The 21217-nt window shown below is 53.4% G+C and carries 18 protein-coding genes and 1 other RNA gene; 8 read left to right on the top strand and 11 right to left on the bottom strand.

Annotated elements, in window-relative coordinates; translation table 11 throughout:
• Nucleotides 1-297 precede the first annotated feature (297 nt).
• On the bottom strand, nucleotides 298-888 hold the full coding sequence (locus tag SH248x_RS06555) for a response regulator (protein WP_459557715.1): 591 nt from the start codon (nucleotides 886-888) through the stop codon (nucleotides 298-300).
• Between the two features lie 438 nt (nucleotides 889-1326).
• Nucleotides 1327-1848: an FHA domain-containing protein gene (locus SH248x_RS06550; protein WP_459557714.1), complete on the bottom strand. Its 522-nt coding sequence runs from the start codon at nucleotides 1846-1848 to the stop codon at nucleotides 1327-1329.
• Between the two features lie 250 nt (nucleotides 1849-2098).
• Between SH248x_RS06550 and rnpB the strand changes: the two genes are divergently transcribed.
• The 3 genes from rnpB to SH248x_RS06535 all read left to right on the top strand — a co-directional run bounded on the left by rnpB (nucleotide 2099) and on the right by SH248x_RS06535 (nucleotide 4203).
• Nucleotides 2099-2474, top strand: an RNA gene (gene rnpB / locus SH248x_RS06545) — RNase P RNA component class A.
• A 154-nt stretch (nucleotides 2475-2628) separates the two neighbouring features.
• Nucleotides 2629-3486 carry a hypothetical protein gene (locus SH248x_RS06540; protein WP_459557713.1) on the top strand — a complete coding sequence of 286 codons (858 nt, stop codon included), beginning with the start codon at nucleotides 2629-2631 and terminating at the stop codon, nucleotides 3484-3486.
• Nucleotides 3487-3552: 66 nt separating this feature from the next.
• Nucleotides 3553-4203, top strand: coding sequence for a hypothetical protein (locus SH248x_RS06535; RefSeq protein ID WP_459557712.1), 651 nt, complete (start codon nucleotides 3553-3555; stop codon nucleotides 4201-4203).
• A 225-nt stretch (nucleotides 4204-4428) separates the two neighbouring features.
• Here the strand turns inward: SH248x_RS06535 and SH248x_RS06530 are convergent, their stop codons facing one another.
• Both SH248x_RS06530 and SH248x_RS06525 read right to left on the bottom strand, forming a co-directional pair.
• Nucleotides 4429-5850: a sigma-54-dependent transcriptional regulator gene (locus tag SH248x_RS06530; protein ID WP_459557711.1), complete on the bottom strand. Its 1422-nt coding sequence runs from the start codon at nucleotides 5848-5850 to the stop codon at nucleotides 4429-4431.
• The gene (locus SH248x_RS06525; RefSeq protein ID WP_459557710.1) at nucleotides 5847-7295 is read right to left on the bottom strand and encodes a sensor histidine kinase; all 1449 of its coding nucleotides are present in this window, start codon (nucleotides 7293-7295) and stop codon (nucleotides 5847-5849) included. Before SH248x_RS06525 ends, SH248x_RS06530 begins: the two co-directional genes overlap by 4 nt.
• 236 nt (nucleotides 7296-7531) lie before the next feature.
• On the opposite strand from SH248x_RS06525, the gene SH248x_RS06520 reads away from it, so the two are divergent.
• On the top strand, nucleotides 7532-8941 hold the full coding sequence (locus SH248x_RS06520) for an APC family permease (RefSeq protein ID WP_459557709.1): 1410 nt from the start codon (nucleotides 7532-7534) through the stop codon (nucleotides 8939-8941).
• Nucleotides 8942-9102: 161 nt separating this feature from the next.
• On the opposite strand, the gene SH248x_RS06515 is transcribed toward SH248x_RS06520, so the two are convergent.
• Nucleotides 9103-10899 (bottom strand): ATP-binding cassette domain-containing protein, encoded by a 1797-nt coding sequence (locus SH248x_RS06515; protein ID WP_459557708.1) that lies wholly within the window; start codon nucleotides 10897-10899, stop codon nucleotides 9103-9105.
• A gap of 114 nt (nucleotides 10900-11013) precedes the next feature.
• Entirely contained in the window at nucleotides 11014-12240 is a 1227-nt protein-coding gene (locus SH248x_RS06510; protein WP_459557707.1) for a XylR family transcriptional regulator, read from the bottom strand.
• Nucleotides 12241-12481: 241 nt separating this feature from the next.
• Here SH248x_RS06510 and SH248x_RS06505 point away from each other — a divergent pair, with 241 nt between their 5' ends.
• On the top strand, nucleotides 12482-12700 hold the full coding sequence (locus tag SH248x_RS06505; protein ID WP_459557706.1) for a bacterioferritin-associated ferredoxin: 219 nt from the start codon (nucleotides 12482-12484) through the stop codon (nucleotides 12698-12700).
• Between the two features lie 107 nt (nucleotides 12701-12807).
• Here SH248x_RS06505 and bfr read toward each other — a convergent pair whose 3' ends face one another.
• The 5 genes from bfr to SH248x_RS06480 all read right to left on the bottom strand — a co-directional run bounded on the left by bfr (nucleotide 12808) and on the right by SH248x_RS06480 (nucleotide 17190).
• Complete coding sequence (bfr, locus tag SH248x_RS06500; protein WP_459557705.1) at nucleotides 12808-13299, bottom strand: bacterioferritin; 492 nt, start codon at nucleotides 13297-13299, stop codon at nucleotides 12808-12810.
• Nucleotides 13300-13436: 137 nt separating this feature from the next.
• Nucleotides 13437-13997 carry an EF-hand domain-containing protein gene (locus SH248x_RS06495; protein WP_459557704.1) on the bottom strand — a complete coding sequence of 187 codons (561 nt, stop codon included), beginning with the start codon at nucleotides 13995-13997 and terminating at the stop codon, nucleotides 13437-13439.
• Between the two features lie 172 nt (nucleotides 13998-14169).
• A complete protein-coding gene (locus tag SH248x_RS06490; RefSeq protein WP_459557703.1) occupies nucleotides 14170-15387 on the bottom strand; it encodes a XylR family transcriptional regulator in 1218 nt (405 codons plus the stop codon).
• Between the two features lie 378 nt (nucleotides 15388-15765).
• Complete coding sequence (locus SH248x_RS06485; RefSeq protein WP_459557702.1) at nucleotides 15766-16209, bottom strand: fluoride efflux transporter FluC; 444 nt, start codon at nucleotides 16207-16209, stop codon at nucleotides 15766-15768.
• Between the two features lie 9 nt (nucleotides 16210-16218).
• Nucleotides 16219-17190 carry a lysophospholipid acyltransferase family protein gene (locus tag SH248x_RS06480; RefSeq protein WP_459557701.1) on the bottom strand — a complete coding sequence of 324 codons (972 nt, stop codon included), beginning with the start codon at nucleotides 17188-17190 and terminating at the stop codon, nucleotides 16219-16221.
• Between the two features lie 347 nt (nucleotides 17191-17537).
• Between SH248x_RS06480 and SH248x_RS06475 the strand changes: the two genes are divergently transcribed.
• The 3 genes from SH248x_RS06475 (at nucleotide 17538) to SH248x_RS06465 (ending at nucleotide 21184) form a co-directional block, all read left to right on the top strand.
• Entirely contained in the window at nucleotides 17538-18509 is a 972-nt protein-coding gene (locus tag SH248x_RS06475; protein WP_459557700.1) for a DUF1571 domain-containing protein, read from the top strand.
• A gap of 180 nt (nucleotides 18510-18689) precedes the next feature.
• Nucleotides 18690-20141, top strand: a complete 1452-nt coding sequence (locus SH248x_RS06470; RefSeq protein ID WP_459557699.1) for a hypothetical protein — start codon at nucleotides 18690-18692, stop codon at nucleotides 20139-20141.
• Nucleotides 20142-20203: 62 nt separating this feature from the next.
• Complete coding sequence (locus SH248x_RS06465) at nucleotides 20204-21184, top strand: YybH family protein (protein ID WP_459557698.1); 981 nt, start codon at nucleotides 20204-20206, stop codon at nucleotides 21182-21184.
• The last annotated feature ends 33 nt before the right edge of the window (nucleotides 21185-21217 follow it).

Genomic DNA, 21217 nt, shown 5'->3' with positions numbered 1-21217 from the left:
GATTGTCAGCAGAATTGTCTGCCAAATGGAGAGTGCACGTCTTCCTTGGCAGTCTGCGACAACTGGAAGCGTAATAAAGCGAATGATGTGCCAGACTCCAACAGCCAGCCAATCAAAAGCCGCATCCTGTTGCTCGTATAGGACTTGCGTCGTCGGTGACCAGAAAGCGAAGTTTGTCTTCGCGAAAAACGCCCCTGGAACCTGTCAGGATGGCAGAAAAGCAAAACGGGCCCATCGACGTCACGACGTCGATGGGCCCGGTGAGGCCGATTGGAAATAAGGAAGCTGAATGACTCGCTAGGTCGTTGTCGGCATTTGCGCGCCCGATGCGACCAAAAGTGCTTTCAATCGGTGCATTAATTGATCTTCATTGAATGGCTTACTCATCACGTCGTCAGCGCCGAGCCCGACGAGACTGCGTCCCTTGGCATCCACGTTGTCGGTCATCACCAGGACCTTCGTCTGAACACAAAGTTCCGACGATCGAATATGGCTGATCAGCCCGCCACTCGATAAGCATGGCAGTGATTCTTCGACAATGATGACCGATGGCTGAAAACTTCCCAGCAGCGTTCCCGCTTTGAAGCCATCATGAGCCGTTGCGACTTCGAAGCCCCGCTCCGTCAGCATTTTTGCAATGTGTTTGGCTGTGACTTCGTTGGCTTCCAGGACCATGATTCGCGAAGCAGATGGCAGGAACTCTTCAGGTACCGGCAGCTTGTGGGTCGCGAGGAAGGTCAGAAAGTCGTTCACGCGAATCCGGTGGTCGCCGCGTCCTGGCAGCTGATACGCGACCAGAGTCCCGCGATCGATCCAGCGAAGAACCGTGCGATAAGTCACGCCGCAGAATTTGGCGACATCGCCAGTCGTCAGAATTTTTTGGTTCATCGAAATACGTCCCCAGCAGCAGCTGATGTCTTGCGTATGGTGTTCGTCAATAGATTGGGTTCAACCAGCGTGGGGGCGCATCGGTCGATGTCCTGTCAGAAAATGCTGCTCAGGGAGGGGAGCGGCAGCACCTCTGTCCAATGAATGCACACATTCAGCCGGACGGACAAGACAAAACTAGCTCACTGTGCGGACGCGTCAAATCTGTTTTACAAGACGCGATCAGATTACCGTTTCAAGCAGTGAAAACATGCAGTCGCGTGTTGCTAAATCGCCACATGAGGCGGAAAAACAGCACTCAAAACGATCGCTATGTCACGATCTGATTTCGGGGTCCACTGGCTCTGCCAGTGTGATCCATGTTGAACGAGAGATGCAAGAAAGCACTGGCACAGCCAGTGGCACCCGACTCAAATCTTTCAAGGCGGACACTCAAAACTACTCGTCGCCCAGCAGCCACTTCATGACTTCGTCGTCGCCATCGTACTTCTTTTTCGACGTCGGGGCTTTGAGTGACTCAGGCTTCGGGGCAGGCAGTTCGCTGGCAAGATTCTCGCTGCGACGCGGAGCATTGGGCTTGCGTTCCAGCCCTGCTTTCTCCATCAGACTGACGGAGAAAACCTCTTCCTGAGTTTCCTCGGGCGGTTCTGCTCCCTGAGGATCGTAATTCACGACAAAGCAGCGATCCGCAATATGCAGCTTATCGCCCGGCATCAGAAACTTTTCTGAATAACGAACGCCATTGACCTTCACGCCGTTGCGGCTTTTGAGATCAACGACTTTCCAGTATCCGTTCTCGAGAACCAGTTCGCAGTGATTCGACGAGATATTGGGAAACTGTAAACAGATATCGCTGCCAGAACGACGTCCGACGATCAGCTTGGGTCGCGCCAGCGGAATGGTGTCCCCGCCGCCGATGGGTTCCAGCTCACCGAGATATTTTGAATCCGCGTTTGACATAAGGTCTCGACGAAAGTGAATCAATTCGCACTAACATGATTGATTATAGAAACTGTCGTAGTTCGAAAAAGGAGTCAATCACGTATTTTCACGTCACTTCTGCGCGAACTCGGAATTTTGCTTGATGTCCGTTACAAGCGTTACGTTCTCATCGATTTGTCACGGAGACGGAATGCATAAATTGGCAGTTTGTCACGAATGCCGGATTGACGGTTGTGGTGTTCAGGGCAAGTGTGGATGATGAAACCGCGAAGTGGGCCAGATGGTCGCTGCCAGATTCGTCTGGTGGAGGAAAGTCCGGGCTCCACAGGACACGATGGTGGATAACGTCCACCGTCCGCAAGGACCGGGAAAGTGCCACAGAAAACAAACCGCCTGTGAATCGTTTCGAGTCACAGGTAAGGGTGAAAAGGTGCGGTAAGAGCGCACCGCGAAGCTGGTGACAGCTTTGGCAGGGTAAACCCCATCGGGAGCAAGATCAAGCAGGAGAGATGCCCGCGCAAGCAGGCTGCGGGGCGGTCCGTCCCAACGATCTCCGGGTCGATCGCGTCGAGGTGGCCTGGCAACAGCCACCCCAGAGAAATGACCATCCACGACAGAACCCGGCTTATCGGCCCACTTCGCTTCTTGCTTATTTGCTGAAATGCTCGCTGCAGAGCAATTGATTTTGATCCAGTCATCGCATCGCTTCGTCTTCTGTTACGACGTCGATGCACAAACCATCTTAGTTAGCGGATCGCTCACCCTCCCCTCTTTCTTGACCACAGGTAATCATCAGCAATGAAGCTGACACCAGCAAAAGTCCTGACTCTGTTCGTGCTGACGCTGCTGATCATGGCTGGAATGTTTGCGTACCCATATTTAGTCGCATGGTACGCCGTTGAGCATTCCCAGGATTATGGGCTTTCGCTGCGTAGTATCGACATCGAACGAAGCAGTTCATGGCAGCTTCCGCGAATCAAAAAGATTCGGCCATACTCAGTCAGAGAGAATGAGAAGTTCGTTGATTGGCTGATTGCGGTCCAGCCGCTGAATTATTCGGAAAGCTATGTCGTAGAAGAATTGGCTCTTGATGCCAAAGCATTGGCAGCAATCGGTGCGACGAAGCAACCCGACTACGAAATCTACTTCAGAAAGTGCACCTTTTCCGGAGCCGCAATCGATGGAAGAAAATACCAGCGATGTCGAACTTTGGAACTCGACAATTGCACTATAAACGGGTTTTCGCTCGCCGGATTCGTCGATGACAGTCACGTAGATGAAATATCGGTGGACAATGCCGACGAGGAATACATGTGGTTCGATGAATCTATCGCTTTCAAATTCTTGACGAAGCTTAACAAGCCAGTTCGAGCGCTTGTCATTTCAACTCAGATCCCACAACTGTCGGATCACTCTTCCCCAATCAGCGTCTTTGATGATGTCTTCATCAACAATGTCGAGAAGTACGCATCTGCAGGACGATTCGCATTCAACGCCAAAAATGTCTATTCGTACAAAGGCAACCTGAAGCCTCTGGAAGACGAGATTCGGAAAGTCAATCCGGAAGTGAAGTTTTGGGAGGCCGTTGATGTCGATCGGTTCCCTTTTTCTACGATCATCATCTGGTTTCCGCACGGCAGACCGGCTAAAAAGTAATCAAGATCCTCAACAGCCTCATAAGTTACAAGAAGCGACAACTAGAGTCCTGCAGTTGGTGAATTGATGGCGCACAACCCTGTTTCACACGTCTACACTTACCGGCGCCAGCTCTACAATCCGCTTGCATTTTCGTTATTACTTGCAGCGTGGATTCTTTGCGATCCCTACTTTCTGACCTTCATTATCTTTCCTTACAAGGTCTGCGTGAATTGTGCAAACGGCCTCAGCATTGACCTGATGATCGAGTCAACGATTTTACCAAAGCGGTTTGTTGACTTACCTGCTCAACTCTATCTGCCTCCAATATTTCTGCTTGCCTATTCAGCTTCCTGGTCGGTTTACATTATTCGAGCAAGCCAAGTTCAAAAAAGACTCGCTTGCTTTTTGGTCGTTACAGGCATTCTGGTATGCATGAGCATCATCAGCTATTGGTCATTGCTTCGTGAGTACAGGTCACGGTTGACACCTTCCGCACTCGCATGCGCGAAATTGATTGTCGAAGGACATAACGGAAGAGCGAATGTCGAGCTCGGACAGGTTCTGATCTCTACAAAATATCGCTCGGCCGGCCTTTGGAGGCCTGACACACTTTATACATCAGTATTTGGATCGAAATGCGAGATTGTTCACCTTCGTTTTGATGAAGATATGAAAGTTGGAATTGTGCAGTTGAGCGATCCGTTCCTGATGACTACTCTCCAATTACAGCTGTAAATGTGATATGGCGTGTTCCTACGAAAAGTAATTTAATCGTCCACATGGGAGGTCGCGAACAGGTGACCTGCCAACAGCCACCCCAGAGAAATGACCATCCACGACAGAACCCGGCTTATCGGCCCACTTCGCTTTTTGCTTGCTTTATTTCGTGTGAGAATCAGCAAAGCAAATCCATAAGGACGCGACCTCGCGACGGCGTAGAACTTCCTGCTCTTCTACCACTCACTCGGCATCCCCCTCCATCCCATACCTCTTCATCTTCTCCCGCAGCGTCTGTCGGTGCAGGCCCAGTATCTGTGACGCTTCCTTGCGGTTGCCGTTGGTGCGTTTGAGCGTTTGGTTGAAGAGGATCGGCTCGACGACTTCCAGGAAAGATTGGTAGACGCCGGTGAGCAGGGAGGCGTCGCTGGTCTGGTTCAGGGTGTTTTCCATCCATGTCGTGACGGCGGAATCGATCGTGCCCGCAGAGCGTACCGGGGTTTCGTTCGGGCTGAGAGGAGGCGGGAGGTCAGCCGGCTCAATGCGTTTCGAGCGGCACATGACCGCAGCGTATTGAATCGCGTGTTTGAGTTCGCGGACGTTGCCGTACCAGCGTCGTGAAAGGAGTTCAGCACGGGCTGCATCGGAAAGGGTCAACGGTCCCATCGAGTTGTGCAGCGACATGAAGTACTCAGCGAGCTGCAGGATGTCGTCGGGACGTTCGCGGAGTGGTGGCAGAGGAAGATGGAAGACATTGAGCCGATAGAAAAGATCTTCCCGAAACTGATTGTCACGGACCAGGGCAGACAGGTCACGATTCGTCGCGGCAATCAGGCGGAAGTCGCTGGGAATGAGCTGAGTCCCGCCCACCGGTTGGACCTGACGGGTTTCAAGAATCCTCAGCAGCTTGACTTGAAGAGATAACTCGACGTCGCCGATCTCATCAAAAAACGCAGTGCCACCGTGTGCTTGAGACAGAAGGCCCTGTCGTTGGGAGGTCGCGCCGGTAAATGCTCCTTTGACGTGACCGAAGAGTTCGCTTTCCACAAGATTGGCAGGAAGCGCAGGCACGCAGACAGGAACGAATGGCCCATCCTGACGCAGGCTGTGTCGATGAATCGCATTCGCGACGACTTCCTTGCCCGTCCCACTCTCGCCCGTAATGAGAACGGGAACATCGTGACCAGCCAGCAGCGCGATCTTTCGAAAAATCTCCTGCATCTGCGGCGACTTGCCCAGCAGGACCGGCGTGTCATCAGCCGAGAGAGTGTCGGAAGTGCTGCCGGTTGTAATTTTGTTTCCAGATGTCGATTCAATCGCACGCTGGACCAGCGTGATGGCGGTATCGAGATCGAAAGGCTTGGTCAGATAATCAAAGGCACCATGTCGCACGGCGCGGACAGCGGTATCGAGACTTCCGAAGGCGGTCATGACGATGATGGGGAGTTCTCGATGAGATTGCTTGAGATTCTCCAGAGTCGTCAGCCCATCAACGCCCGGCAGCCGAACGTCGAGCATGATCAGATCGGGAACATCCTTGTCGATGACCGTGAGAGCTTCCTCGGCACTTGCCGAGGCCGTCACCTGATGGCCTTCATCGCTGAGCGCTTCTTTGAGTGCCCAGGCAATGTTCGGCTCGTCATCAACAATCAGAACGCGACTCATAATGTTTCTTCTCGTGACAGGTCTTTGCGGGTCGGCAGATCACTGACAGTGATGGGCGTGTGCGAAGGGGGGATGCGGTTGGAGGGGGTCATCGGAAGGCGGATGCGGAAGACAGTCATGTCGTCTATGGTATGCAGGCTCAGTTGTCCGTGACAATCTTCGATCGACTGCCGGGCGAGGGACAGGCCCAGTCCGACCCCTTCCTGCTTGGTACTGAAGAACGGATCGAAGATGCGTTCTGCCAGTTCTGGAGTGATCCGGGGGCCGGTATTGCCAAGGTCGATCGTAAAATAGTTGTCGTCTGTCTTTGAGATGATACGCAGGGAACCTTCAGGACCGGTCGCCTCGATGGCATTCATCAGGAGATTCACCATCGCTGCCCGGATGGCATCAGCATCATCGACACGACACGTTGAATCAGTCAGGATGCTCTCAAAGGCAATCCGGTGATGCTCAACGATTGGAGTGATCAGTCGCAGCGTTTCCGAAAGAATCTGGTCCACACTGCCCGCCACGGAGGTTCGTTGTTCTCCTCGCGTAATCCGCAGTAATGCTTTGATCTGCTCCTCGGTCAACGACATTTGAGCCAGTGCGCGTTCTAAAGCATTGTCCGGGTTTTGACAGCGACGCTGGTGAAGTTGAACACTGATACGGGCCCCGGTGATGGCATTCCGCAGCGTATGAGCCAGCCCACTGATCAGCTGAGTCAGCAATCGCGAACGTTCCGTCTCTCGCAAAACTCGACGAGACGCTTCTAACGCCATCGCCATTTCATTAAATGACAACGCCAACCGCTGAATCTCATCGGCCCGGCCGGGCACAGGGACAGGTCGGAAGTCTCCTGAAGCAACTCGGCGGACCTGCGTTTGCAAAGAGTTGATGCGGCCTGAGACAGAATTCGCGATAAAGAATGATGTCAGGATCGTCACGAATCCTAACAAAGACCCCACAATCAATGGAGGCAGCATCGCATTGCGTCTTGCGATTTCGATGCTTTCTTCCGGATAGAGAATACTGATGGCACGAGCCTGTCTTGCACCAGGGTATCTCATGCGATGATGAATGTAATGCTGCCCCGCGACGGTGATCGAGTTGCGAAATCGCTCATGTTTGACATCATCATCATCATCAAGGGCTGCCAGCGCACCTGTTTCCTCGGCCGTGAGAGGCTGAATAATCCCTGGAGTCATCAGTGCGACACGGTTGGACTCGTCCCACAGGATCATCTCTGCCCCCGTGAGACTGGCCAGTCGATTCAAAATGGGCTGATTGAGAGGAAAACTGGTGTCTTTCAGCGACATCGAGATCTGCTGCAGACGAGTTGTCAGGTCAGACTCCACTTTCGCGAGCGCCAACCAACTTGCATAAACCGCAATCGCCGTCACTGTGACCAGTTGAAGCAGGGCAAAGGGAAGCAGGATTTGTAGTCGAAGAGGAAACTGCACAGTCAACTTTCACGATGGAAACATACGTCCTCTTAATATCAGGCTTAATCCGATGACGAACAAGCGATAATCGCCGAATTTTGCGGGGGAGCGACAGGAGTGTCAGTGACCGCTGGCGCAATTTTCCTCTTCGATGAGTAAAAGGAGACGAAAAGCAGACTTCCGTTGTTCTGAACGATTTGTCATGATCGCTGTCGCTCGCCAGAACTCACTCAAACGACATGCAGGATGCTGCCTTGAGCCAGACAATTGAAGAAGGCGTCGACGTTGCCCATGACCTGACTCCCCGACGCTTCGGCTACTGGACGGGACATTTCGTCGTCGTCGCGAGCATGGTGGGGGCGGGGATTCTGACGTCGTCAGGGTTGATGCTTAAGGACGCGGGCAATCCGATGTTATTGCTCACGTTGTGGGTCGTCGGGGGACTGCTCGCGATCGCGGGTGCGATTACCATCGCAGAACTCGCTACCCGCCTTCCCGCTGTCGGCGGTGATTACCTGTTTGTACGGGTCGCCTTTGGACCGGCAGCTGGGTTCGTCGTTGGCTGGTCATCGTTTATTCTCGGCTTCGTGGCTCCCATTTCGATCATTGCAATGCTCTCGGCTTCGTATCTGGTGGCACCTTTGGAGGGCTGGCTGAACGAGAATGCTCCGCTCTGGATTTCTAGCAATTCGATCAAGATCATCGCCTCAGGGATGATTCTCGCGGTGACTGCCATTCACATCCGGACACACAAGGAATCCTCCTTCTTTCAGATCGCGTCGACGGCTTTGAAGATGGGAATGCTGGTCCTGCTCGTCGTTGCAGGGCTTTCTTCGGGACAGGGCGAATGGGTCCATTTCAGCCACTCCTCCGAGGGATCAAAGGAGCTGCTTGCGATTTGCTCAGTCGGGATTATTCGCGTTAGCTATGCCTACTCCGGCTGGAATGGTGCCGGCTATCTTGCGGGCGAAATTCGCGAGCCGAACAGGTTGCTGCCACGGTGCCTCGTCGAGGGGACACTGTCGGTGATGCTGCTGTATGTCATGGTCAACGTCCTCTACATCTATGCCATCGACCCGGTCAATTTCACGGCGATGCCAGTTGAGGACGCACAACGAATCGCAGAGGTGGTTTCCAAGAAACTGTTTGGAAATGGCATCGGGAACGTCATCTCGATCCTGATCGGTTTGAGTCTCGTCGCGTCGGTTTCTGCCTACGTCCTGACCGGTCCTCGGATCATCTTCGCGATGGCTCGAGATAAGATGTTTCCCACATTCGCAGGCAGCTTGAAACGAGGCAGCGACCTTCCTGTCCTCGCAACTCTCGTGCTCGGAATTTCATCAGCCTCGCTGGTCTGGATGGGGAAATTCCTCGAACTGCTGGATTACGCCTCCGTCGGCCTGGCAGCCGTTTCCGCGATTGTCGTCGCCAGCATCTTTCCGATTCGAAGACGCGTAGACCTGACTGGTTATCGCATGCCTCTTTATCCGCTTGCCCCGATCCTTTACATCCTGCTGATGGGAGCAACGGTTGTCTTCACCCTCAGCCAGACCGATGGCGAAAGCTTCTGGCCCGCAGTCCTGAGCCTGGTCACGATTGTCGCGGGTTATCCTGTGGGTCTGCTGATGATGAGGCTGACCGCGAAGTCGGGGAACAACGCGTAGTAACGATCAGCGGGAGGTCTCCGTCCGAGCCGCTTTTCCCTGTGTGCCACGGCTGTGTCAGCCGTGCGATCGCGCAGTGAACGTCCACCTACACGGCTGACACAGCCGTGGCACACTGCGATCAAAAACGCTGCGGATTTCGCGCCATGTAAAAAATCGGTTCACGACCGCGCTTCCAGCTCTTCCCAGCGGGCGTATAACTGCACCAGCTCTTCGCCAATCTGCTGCGACGACTGCATATCAGCCGTCACCTCGCTTTGAGCGCGTTTGAAGAAACTCGGGTCAGCCATTGCAGCCTGATATTTGGCCTGTCGGGCTTCGAGTTCTTCGATCTGCTTGGGGATTGTCTTGAGGTCGTGCTGCTCCGTGAAGGTCAGCTTCTTGGCGGCTGGCTTCTTATTGTCTTTGGCGGGTTCTGCTTTTGATTCGACAACGGCTTTCGCTGCTTTCGCAGACTGCTCTCGGCTGCCGCGTTGGCGGAGGTAATCATCGAAGCCTCCAAAGTATTCGCGGACTTCGCCATCCCCTTCCACGGCCATCGTCGACGTGACGACGTTATTGAGAAACGCCCGGTCGTGGCTGACGATGATCAACGTCCCCTCGAAGTTGACGAGCAAATCTTCGAGGAGTTCGAGAGTTTCCAGATCCAGATCGTTGGTTGGTTCATCGAGGACCATCACATTTGTGGGGCGTTTGAAAAGCCGAGCCAGTAGAAGACGATTTCTTTCTCCCCCGCTCAACAGCTTGGCCAGCTGACGGGCACGATCGGGCGTAAAGAGGAACTCCTGAAGATACCCGTACACGTGCTTGTTGACGCCGTTGACGGTCACTATGTCTGCCCCGTCTGCGATGTTCTCGACAACAGTCTTCTCTTCGTCGATCTGCTCGCGCAGCTGGTCGAAGTACGTGATCTGAAGTTTCGAGCCGTGTCGCACGTGGCCGCTTTCGGGTTCCAGCTCTTTCAGGAGAATCTTCAGCAGGGTCGACTTCCCTGCCCCGTTGGGACCAATGATCCCGATCTTGTCGCCGCGGGAGATCAGCGAGGTAAAGTCATTGATCAGCGTGCGACCGGGAATGGAATAGGTCACATTCTTGAGCTCCATGACGAGCTGGCCAGATTTGTCTGCATCTCCGACCGACATCGCGACGTTGCCGAGCTTTTCCCGACGCTGACGACGTTGTTCTCGCATCGCTTTCAAAGCACGAACGCGGCCTTCGTTGCGAGTCCGACGAGCCTTGACCCCTTGTCGGATCCAGACTTCTTCCTGCGCCAGCTTCTTGTCAAAGAGTGCCTGTTCGCGTTCTTCGGCTTCGAGTGCCCATTGCTTGCGTTCCAGGAATGTCTTGTAATCGCAAGTCCAGTCAAATAGACGGGCGCGCTCGACCTCCACGATCCGATTCGCCAGTGCCTGCAGGAACTCACGGTCGTGGGTGATGAAGATAACAGTGCCCGCATAGCCCTTCAGAAACTTTTCCAGCCAAGCGATCGATTCGATGTCCAGGTGGTTTGTCGGTTCGTCGAGCAGCAGCGCATCGGGTTCATCAATGAGGGCCTGCCCGAGGAGAACGCGTCGTTTCATCCCGCTGGAGAGCTTGGAAAACTCAGCGTCAGAATCGAGCCCCAGACGCGTGATGACTTTGTCAGCTGCGTTCTCAATGTCCCAGTCGTTTTCTTCCTGGTTGGTGTGACCAGACTTGACGATTTCCCGGACAGTTCCGACGGTCGTCTGCGGGACGTCCTGGACGAGGCGTTTGATCGTTGCACCCGCGGTGACAAAGATCTCCCCATCATCGGGGCGATGGGTGCCATCGAGCAGCTTGAGCAGGGTCGACTTGCCGGTCCCGTTGCGACCAACCAGCCCGATGCGTTCGCCGGGCTCGATTTCGAGGTTGACATGGTCCAGCAGGAGAGGACCGCCGTGAGTGAAGGAGACGTTACGCAGACCAATCAGGGGCATAAGGAACGATCAGCTTTTCGAGACAGCGTCCACAAACGGACGCGGGGATTCGAGTCAAGCCGGTATCCTATGCGATGTTGCCTCAGGATGCGAATCAACCGGGCATATCAGCGGTTACACCTGACGATTTTGCTGGCGATACTGCGTGGGTGAAATGCCTTCGAGCTGTTTGAACGAGCTGGAAAGGTACTCGTCATGGGCATAGCCAGTCATGCGGGCAATGTCGCTGATGGAATGATCGGAGCGGGCGAGCAGGTACTTAACACGTTGCATGCGGACCCGGACGATCTCCGCGTGAGGCGTATGCCCCATCGCCTTCTGAAAGCGGTTCTCGAAAATACGACGCGACACCGGCAGACTCTCAATCAGCTGAGTCACTGTCAGGCCTTCGCAGGCATGTTTACGAATCAGCATCATCGACTGGGCGACGATCTCATCGTCGATCGCATGAATATCCGTTGATTGACGTGCATGAACGCTGAGAGGCTGGATAAGTTGAGATGTGGTCTCACCGGCTCGCCCTGACAGAAGTGCGTCGAGCAGTTCAGCCGCGAGGTAGCCCGCCTTCCGGCCATCGGGGATCACGCTCGACATCGTCGGTTCGCACAATTCACAAATCAAGGGATCGTTATCTATACCGAGAACGGACACCTCTTCGGGCACACTGATCGACAAATCACGACACAAATTGAGGATCTGCTGCCCCTTGATGTCGTATGCCGCGACGATCCCAATTGGCTTGGGCAAGCTCTTCAGCCAGGCTGCAAGGCTTTCTTCAGACTCATCTCCCGAAGGAGCAGTCGGCGTTCCCAGGTGCGGCTGTCTGTGTGCCCCTACGCTGTGTCCGAGGGGGAACTCGAAGTGACGATGAGAAGATGCTTCCACACAACACCGGAACCCAAAAGCCCGCCAGCGGGACCAATTGAATTTCGTGTCTCCCACAAAGGCGAAGTTCTTGTAACCACGCTCAGACAAGTGGTCAAAAGCAAGCTGGGCAATCGCAGAATCGTCGGTTTCGACCCAGGGAGCATCCGGAAGCAATCGGGCAGCAGAAACATCGACGACGGGAATATTCAGCTCGCGCACAGCAGCGGCGATCGCTTCATTTTCGACGCGGGCAATCATGCCGTCGACATTCCATGCCTGCAGCTTTGGGCTGGGGGTATCACCTCGTCCCTGCTCGGGAATATACAGCGACCAGGATTCGTGACATCTCAGATAGTCAATGATGCCACTGAGCAACCCGCGACCGTAAGCATTCGAGCTTTCGATCAGGAGCGCAACGCGAGATCGCTTCGGGTCTCGTCGATCTTCAATTAAGGGCTCAACTCCCAATACCATGACACTTTTCTGCAGAGGCCACGATGGCCGAGATGTGTGGAAATCCGAATGGATGACGAAGTGTGCATAGTGAAAAAGTATAGTAACCCATCAACGAACGTGGAAATGTCGTCCGGATAGTTGAGGGCAATTTGATGAAAATATCGTTGTTTTCGGAATTGACAGCGTGTGGGACACCCTGAATAATGATGAGACTGAGTCTCAGTACCGCCCGCCTGCCACTCACACAAAACACCCGCCTATGCACCCTCCTGATCATGTCCTCTGCCGTTGCCTGAACGTCCAGGCGTCTGACGTGCGCTATCTTGTCGAAGACCTCGGTATCGAGGATCAACAACAGATACGATCCTCCTGTGGTGCAGGAACGGGTTGTATGTCCTGCCGAGGACGGATCGCGGAATACGTCAGACACCTCGCTGCACAACGGGCAAACTCGTCCGCAGTTCCAGCCGGCGGCTGAGGCATTTGTTAACAGACAAACGAAAAACGCGGTGACAGGGTTCAAACCCATCACCGCGTTTTTTTATTAACTTCAAAATCGAGATCGTCTGGAAAACCAGACGATGATCAGTGACCGTGGCCACCGGCGTGCTCGCCGATTTGGGTCGCCAGGTAGTTCTCGATGCCGGTCATCTTGATCAGATCCAGTTGAGATTCCAGCCAGTCAACGTGATCTTCTGACTCAACGAGGATCGATTCAATCAGATCCCGGCTGCCGCCATCGTTTTCCTCGAAGCAGATCTTGGCGGCGTCGTTGTAGGTATTGACGCCTCTGGTCTCGAGAGCCAGATCGTACTCGAATTGTTGCTTGACGTGATCGCCGACGTGGATGACGTCATAACGGGCGATTTCTGGAACACCTTCCAGAAACAGGATGCGGTCGATCAGCTTTTCAGCGTGCTTCATCTCGCCGATTGATTCTTCGTAATGCTTGGCGGCCAGCTTGTTCAGGCCCCAGTTTTTACACATCTTGGCCTGAATGAAGTACTGGTTGATCGCGGTCAGTTCGATGGTGAGTCCAGCGTTGAGTGCGTCGATGACTCGCTGTTTGCCTTGCATGGTCGGTCCTTACTGTTGTGTGGGAAATCAGACAGGGCAATTATGGCGGATCGACGGGACTCTGCCAAGCAAGACGAAACGAAAACTGGCGGTCTCGACCCGCCAGTTTTGAATTCATATTCAGTCTCATCCGCCTGTTATTTCAGGTCAGCTTCCTTGTCTTTGTTCTTCTTCTCGCCATCAGCCTTCTTTGGTTTGGCGACGTTTTGAATGTGCTTGTTAAGCTCGTCTTCTGAGAGACTGCCGTTGCCATCTTTGTCAACGCGTCCGAAGGTCGCTTCGCCTGGCTTACCGCCTTGTAGAGACTTGTACTCTTCGAAGCTCAGTTCGCCATTCTTGTTTTCATCCAGAGCAGCCAGCCACTCTTGGCCGGTCTTGCGGGTAACTTTGAACCAGTAGACTTCCTCGATCGACTTGTCAAATTCGCCCTGACTCAGCAACGAGTCCTGGTTTTCATCGAACTTTTTGAAGCTCTTTTCAGCCTGTTTGGCGCCCATGATCTTGGCTGTGAACTCTTCCAGACTCAGGCTGCCATTGCTGTCAGCATCCGCGTCTTTGAAGAGTTCGACCTTGTTCATCTTCGAGCGATTCTTGTTGTTGACATCCTTCTTCTTACCTTTGCCATCTGCATCGGCTTGTGCAAACGCGGAGGAAACGAGCAACGTCGAGAGCAAACCAGCGGTGATGAGCGACTTCATAAAACGGCCTTCTTGTTGAGGAGCCTGAGAGGAACATTCCACTTCCAGCAACGTCGCAAAAACCAGACCAGAGCGAGAAATCGGTGAATCGATTCCTTCGCCACCGGGTTTCTGCGATGTCTCATGGGCCGCTGTATCATATCACGGCTGGGCGATGTTATGATACAGTCAATTACGATACCGTCACGCGTTTGCGGTACGCACCGGGAGTTTCATCGGTTTCGCGTTTGAAGACCACACTCAGGTACTCGGGATGCTGAAATCCGGTTTTCTCGGCGATTTCCTGAAGCGTCAGGTCGGTTTCTCGTAACAGCTCTTTGATCCGCTTGATCTGAACGTGGCGGATCTCCTGCTGCGGAGAACGCCCGAGGTAACGTCGGAATTTCTTCTCCATCACGCTGCGCGAGATCGGGACAACTTCCATCACCTGCTCGACGGTCAACCCGTTGCAGGACTGCTCGCGAATCATCTTGAGAGATGCCGCAACAAGGGGATCTTCGATCGCCAGCGTATCGGTCGATTGACGCGTCGCGACGCCCAGGGGTTTGATCAACAGTTCCTGTTGCTGGGACTGTTGACCGCTCATCATGTGTTCGAGCTGCATCGCGGCATCGAATCCAATTTGCTCTGCATTGAGAATGACGCTCGACAGAGGTGGATCGCAGAAATCGCAGACCAGCGTATCGTTATCGACTCCAATGACCGCGACTTCGTCCGGCACGGAGATCTTGGCTCGCTGACAGGCATCAATGACGTGAAGCCCGCGAATGTCATTGCAGCAGAAAATGCCCACTGGTTTAGGAAGACGCATGAGCCAGTTGACGATCTGTGTCTGCTGAAGTTCCCACGAGTGATCCCGCGAGGTTCCCCACTGCGACTCAAAACTGACACACTGGCTGCCGCGGCTGGTGACGTATTCTGCGAAACGCTGGGTCCGCTGTCGTGCCCACAGATGCCCTGTAAAACTGCAGCAGGCATAATTACGATAACCACGTTCCATCAGGTGGGTCGCAGCCATTTCCCCGATGGCATACTGATCGGACCAGATCCGAGTCGATTCGTCGTAGTTGACGAAGTCCCCCAGATTCACAAATGGGATATTCTTGGACCGCAAAAGGTCTACAAAGTCCTGGCTGGTCGCACGGATAATTGCTCCGTTTCCGTTCCAGCGATCAAGCCAGTCGGGAATCGTCTTGATCAGGTCACCAGGCTCAAATGAGACCGACCATTGTCGATGAGTGACCAGATACTTGTTGATCCCCCGCAAAACCGCACGGCCAAATTCCAGTGAGGTCTCCACCATCAGGAGAACCTTTGGACGCGCTTCGGAAGTCGCTGTGACAGCTGCCGATGTTGGAATCTGAAGCGGTGACGCTGAGACTGATGACATGTCGTGACTCGCTTCCTGATTGGCCCTTAGGACAGATCAACAACAATTGAAAAGTCAACATTTGTAGACTGTAAATCAAAGCTTTTGTTGCATCAACACAAAATGATGCGTTATTTACAAGAAAGATAAATTTTTCAGTGTCTCATTTGTCCGCCTGACAGCTGACATACTCAACATAATGGTACATCATATCTTAGGGAAGATAAGCGTGCTATCAGTTCTCTCAAGAGTAATCACTGTTGCGAGTCGAAAGAAATGCTAATCGTTCGCAACTGATTTGTAAGCGGTGATCGATCAACGATCAGCATAGGCCCCAAGCCATGGGTGCCCGTGACGGATTGTGAACTCAAATACGTTTGCCTGAGTCACTCTTTGCGCTCAGTCAAAAGCCTCATCATCAGCCGATGAGTTCCCACTCTGGTCGAAATGGTTTGTCGCTGGGGGCGCTATCCTCTTCGCGACTTCCGAGCCGAGGCAGATCGCCAGAAAGCCGCAGACAATACTGGCGGAAAAATAGGCGAAGAGGGTCACGTACTGACGTTGGAGATAGGCGTTAAAAAGCTCCAGTTGGAATGTGGAGAACGTCGTCAATCCGCCCAGGAAACCTGTCGCAAGCAGAAGCATCGTGTGCTCGCTGAGTTGCCACCGCGTCGAGCCAAGCCCCCACAGCAGACCTATCAGAAAGCATCCCATGAAATTGGCGGCCAATGTCGCATACATCACTGAGACATGCAGAACCTGGGTGGCGAGCACAGCCAGAAGATATCGCAGACAGGCTCCAAGACCGCCGCCAGCTGCTACGAACAAGAATTTAATCAGCATGCCCTGACCTCACGCCGCATTCGCTAGTGGAGTCGTTTCGGCTTGCGTCTGCTTCTTTGCCTTGGGCTGTGATTTCCAGCGTCGATGAACCCAGAAGTATTGTTCCGGCGCAAGTCGGATGGCGTTCTCCAGAGAGAGGGTGTAACGCTGCGTCATCTCACGGATTTCATTCATGCTGTTGTACTCGCGTGGATCGATGACGTCATTCACGCCGACTTCATAGTGACTCCAGCGACCATCGACGAAGTTGTCCTCCAATCGACGGGCATACCCGACGCAGATCATGGCGTCGTATTCTTTCGCGAGCAAGGCAATGGATTTGAAGGTCGAGGCAGGTTGACCAAAGAAATCGACAAACAAACCGCGTTGACCGGCATCCTGATCAGCCAGAAGCCCGACACAGCCTTTGCGTGAAATCACATCGAGCAGATCGTCAAAGCCCCCTTTTTTCAGGATCATTTGATGCCCGGTGGCTTCGCGGTAATCTTTGAACCACTCATGCAGGTAGGGGTTATCCAGCGCCCGTGCAATGACCCCCATCGGGACTCCGAACATCCCGAATGTCGTCGTGGAAACTTCCCAGTTCCCGAAGTGTCCGCTCAGAAAAATGATGGGGCGTCCCGTGCCCAATGCTCGCAGAATCTGCTCACGATCACGGAAGACGATCGATTCGCGACAGTTTTCCAGGTGCATGTAACGAGGTGATTGCACAAGTTCTGCGACCATCCGAAACAGGTGACTCCACATGCCGTGAATCAGCTTTTGGACTTCATATTCAGGCAAATCCTGCCCAAAGGCATGCTTGAGATTCGCCTCGGCGACTGCATAACGAGACATCTTTCGCGGCAGAACACCGACAAAGACGTCCGCCAGTCGATCAGCGACCCATGTAGTTTGACGAACATTCATGACACCGATCAAACAGGCAAATGCCCGGAAAATCAGATACTCGATCCGCCGACGTAACTGTATGAGCTTCAAGGGACTTATCCTTTCGAGGCCCGTTTCTATGACAAGACTTGTTCGCCCGTCAAGGTGAGAACTGGAACGGGGCTTGCTAATGAAGTCATCCCTCTGAAGCCAAAATGTACAAACTGGTCAAACTTTGAGGAGTACAGCGTCCGCGAGCAGTCGTAATGGTTGTTTCGCATGTCCTGTATTGAGTGCGGTTTATGAACGTCAATGTCCGACATAATTCAATGGCCCTCTCGGATTGCGGAATGATTCACACCGGGGTCCCCTGCACTTCTCAAAGGCTTGGACGCCTGACCCCACAACCCGTTGCGCGCCGTCACACGTCGCGTGGCCTCTCGGGAATCAGACACACGATGTTCAGAGCGATCCGAAAGCTATCCATTCCGCGCATTCAATTTACAAAACTTCCTGTACACGCCTGGGTCGGCGGAGTTGCTCTCTCAGCTTCCACAATGCTGATGGCCAACTTTGAATCTCGTCCCATCTCTGTCTGTCGCGATCAGGCTGCGATGTCCATGAGCATGTCACCGATGGTGAGCACTCAGTCATTCGCCGCGAGTGGTGTCAGCCATGAAAATGGTGGCAGCCAGGGAACTGCCCTCAACAGCCAGATGGCCAATCTGCTGCAGATTCAACTGCTCGAAATGGGACTCGCCAAGCTAGATAAAGCCAGCGAGTACCGCGCTGTCTTCATGAAACAGGAGTGCATTTCGGGGTCCCTGACCGACATGCAGGAAATCCAGATCAAAGTCAAACAAGAGCCGTTCAGCGTCTACATGCAATGGACCAAGTGCATGGAAGGACGCGAAGTTCTCTATGTCGATGGTCAAAACGAAAACAAGATGCTTGTCCACCTGGAAGGTGTCCAGGGACGCATCACTGGCACTTTGAAGCTCGATCCAGAAGGGATGCTCGCGATGCGCGAGTCTCGTCACCCCATCATGGAAGTCGGTTTGAAGAACCTGGTTCTGCAAGTCCTCGATTACCGCAAGAAGGAAGCAGAAAAGAGCCTCGGCTCGAGTTGCTACTGTCTCGACAATCAGGTGGAATACGGTCGCAAGTGCATTCTGTTCGTCACGGAATACACGACCCCCGAAGTATCGAAGGATTACCGCAAGTCAATGGTTTACATTGATCGCGAGACCTACCTGCCTGTCACCGTTCGCAACTTCGGTTGGGGCAGCAGCAGTGATTCCGATCTGACCGCTGCCGAACTCGACAAACAGACGCTGCTCGAAAGCTACAGTTACATCAACCCGACCTTTGAAGCTCCAATGGTTGCAGCCGACTTCGATCCATCCAACTCGGTCTACAACTTCAAGTAAGCTGTGGATTTTCGATCACTGAAAAGCCCGTCGTCCATTGATCTGGACGGCGGGCTTTTTTCATGAAATGAGAGAAAACTTATTGGGAATTTCAAATTACTGGCTTGGTGAATGAACAGGTGATAGGTACGTTGGAGAGACCCTCGTTATCGATCGACACCTTATTTGACTGGATGTCTCATGCTGCGGTCCCGGTTTGCCCTGCTGTTGTTGGCGCTGAATTTCCTGCCAGTCTCAGTGACGAAGGCAGAATCTCCCCTTCTCAAGCTGGTTCCTCCTGATGCGAATGCTCTGGTCATTATTGACGCAGAAGCATTGAAAAAGACACCACTGGCGATCCAGAACGGCTGGACCAAATACAGCGTCCTGGACAGCCCGAAGCAGGAAATCGCGATTCCATCTGCAGCTCAGGAAATCATCATCGCATCTCGCCTGGAGACCTCTCAGCATCTGGCAGCTGTCTGGGATCTGGCATTGATCTCATCATCGTCCACGATTCCTCTGACGAAAATTGCTGAAGCAGAACAAGGCTATATCGATTGGATTGGATCCAGCCAGATGGTCTGGTCTCCTGGCAATGCCTATTTCGTCTCCGTCGATATGAAGACGCTGGGTGTCTTGTATCCTGCTGACCGTCAACTGGCTGCCAAGTGGCTGGACTGGACGAAGTCTCAAACAGGCAGCAATCTTTCCGGATATCTGAAAAAAGCCGCCGACCGCGTGACAGAGTCTCAACAGATCGTCATCGCCCTCGATCTGAAAGACATTCCCCAGCCGCATCGCCTGAAAGCGATTCTAAGCAAGATGCCGATGCTCAAGGAAAATAGTGGCAAGACCGAAAAATGGCAGGACTTGATGCTGGGTATTCAGGGAATGACGCTGAAGCTTTCCGTCAACAAAGAGATCACTGGCGAGCTGACCGTCGATTTTGAAGGTAATCCGTCGATCCTTGCTCCGTTTGAGAAGGAACTCGTCATGACCAGCCTGGATCGTTACGGTGCAGGAATCTCGGATCTGGATCAATGGGCTTTCCGTACAAATGGCACATCAATCGTTGCCACCGGCAAACTATCGACCGACAATTTCCGTCGCATTATGAGTCTGATGGAAATCCCGAGTACTCAGTACGATGACACTTACACCCAGTCCGACCTGCCAACCGACAAGCCGCAGCCGGCTCCTGCGAAAGTCTCGACGGCTGAAATTCAGCTGAAGACCTCGAAAGCCTACTTCGATGCCCTCACAGGCCTGATGGATGATCTGCGAAAAGAGAAGGACGTCGATACTCACAATTACATGCTGTGGTACGAACGTTATGCCAAGAAGATCGACAAGCTGCCGATCTTGAACGTCGATAGCCAACTTCTTGATTTTGGACAGTCCGTCGCCAATACCTTCCGAGACATTGCACTCGCCAAGCGAACCGGTGGAATCAATGCCGGAGTCCGACGTACTCAGTCAAGCGCTTATCTGAATAATTGGGACGACCTGAACGTGAGCGAACGGTCGGCCATTAATTCTGAAGAGAAGGCACCAGCCTATCAAAAGATGTATGATTCCTGGAACCAGATCGACGCTGACGTCGCGAAGCTTCGTCGCACGTTGACCAATAAGTACGGCGTCGAGTTCTAGGCGTTCGATCTCCTGTCTGATCCCACACATCCTGGCGCGTCCTCGACTCGGAAAGGTCGTCCATGTTTGCATCTGCACGGATTCTTGTTGCTGTCCCGGTCGTGGTTGCCCTGATGCTGATGAGCCTGGTCTCACGCTCGCATGCTTTCCAAGAAGCGGCCCCCGCTGACTGGGAGGGCGAGATCAAGAAAATGCTCGCCGAGTATGAAACAGCCTTCAATGCCAAAGATGTCAAAAAGATCGGGCCGATGTGGCTGAAGGTCGCGACCTACAACGACCGCATCGCCGGCGTGAAGTTTACGGGACGTGAGGAACTGTCTGCGAACTTCAAAAAGACGTTTGAGACGATGCCAGGCATTCGTCTGCGACTCGATGTCACCTCGGTCACGCGACTGAAAGAGGATATCGTGACGGCAGAAGGAACGATCACCATGTTCGTTCCGGATCAGGATCCGACCTACAACACGATGACCGCGATCTTCGTCAAAGACGAAGGCAAATGGGTGATCGCGTCAGTGGAAGAAGTGGCCCCGGCTGGTCCACCGACAGCTTCTGAAGCATTGTCGCAGCTTGATTGGCTTCTGGGTGAATGGGCCGCTGATCTGGACTCCGAACAGACCGCAGGTCGACAACTGGAAGCCTCCCGTCTGACAACGACCTACCGTTATTCGCCTACGAAGACGTTTTTGATTCGCTCGTTTGCTCTGACCTCTCAGGATCAAGACGAGCCAATCGTTCAGGGGACACAGATCATCGGCTGGGATCCGAGGGCCTCGCAGATTCGATCGTGGACATTCAGCTCGGACGGAGCCTTCGGAGAAGCCTTCTGGGCAAAGACGGGCGAAGAATGGATGATCAAGACCACCACGACTTTAGCCGATGGGGGAGCAGCGTCTGGCACCTATATCATGACACGCTTGACCGCCGATCAGATCACCCTGTCGCTGATCGGACAAAGCGTCAATGGACAGCCGTTGCCTCAAGCAGACCCGATTACTCTGACTCGCCAGCCCATCGAGTCAGCAGAAGCAACAGAAAAGTAGTCGTCATTCGGACGTGTCCAGTTGCTGATTTCC

This window comes from Lacunimicrobium album (genome assembly GCF_052161635.1).
GTDB lineage: Bacteria > Planctomycetota > Planctomycetia > Planctomycetales > Planctomycetaceae > SXPC01.
Note: the sequence above shows the minus strand (reverse complement) of the source record. Positions and strands in the feature narration are given on the sequence as shown.